At 35.1% G+C, this 535-nt stretch carries 1 protein-coding gene and 1 pseudogene; both read right to left on the reverse strand.

The window, feature by feature from the left end:
- Positions 1–429: pseudogene (locus ACFIO3_RS15530) on the reverse strand (hypothetical protein); the annotation flags it as partial.
- A partial coding sequence (locus ACFIO3_RS15535; RefSeq protein WP_375696226.1) for a TrwH protein occupies positions 426–535 on the reverse strand: 110 nt, incomplete at its 5' end. The gene ACFIO3_RS15535 and the pseudogene ACFIO3_RS15530, both read right to left, overlap by 4 nt.

Raw genomic sequence — 535 nt, forward strand, 5'->3', positions numbered from 1 at the left:
AAAGTCTATTTGCTTTGGGTTTGTTTTCTGATTCTTTGTTATAGCTTGATAGGCTTTTTCTATTTGTGAAAGTTGTTTTTTTTTCAACTCAAGCTGTTTTTTTAAGAGCTCAATAATTTCCTCTTTTTTTAATAGCTTAATAAGCTCCAGATATTCTGCTGATAGAGCAGGTTGTGGCGTTGAAGCAGGTTGCGACTTCTTAGGTTCTTTTGGCTTTTTTTTAACTCTAGGTTTATTAGGACGTCTAGTTATAATAACATCTCTATTGTATGTTGAATCTGAAAAGCCAAGATATTTATTATAGATACGCCCTTCTATCTCTACTCTTTCTACTTTCCTTCTATCATACTGAACTTCTTTATTTGCATGTGCCAAATTCATCATTGCCAAAAGGGTAACCATTCCTACTATAATAAATCGCTTTTTCATCTGTCTCCTCGCTTGATTTCGGCAGGGACTGTTTTATTAATAGGCACGCGGTTCCTATCATTGGGCTGTTTTAGCTTTGGTGCTAATGCACAAGCCGATAAAAGGT

The organism is Bartonella sp. AD328YNZD (assembly GCF_042196425.1).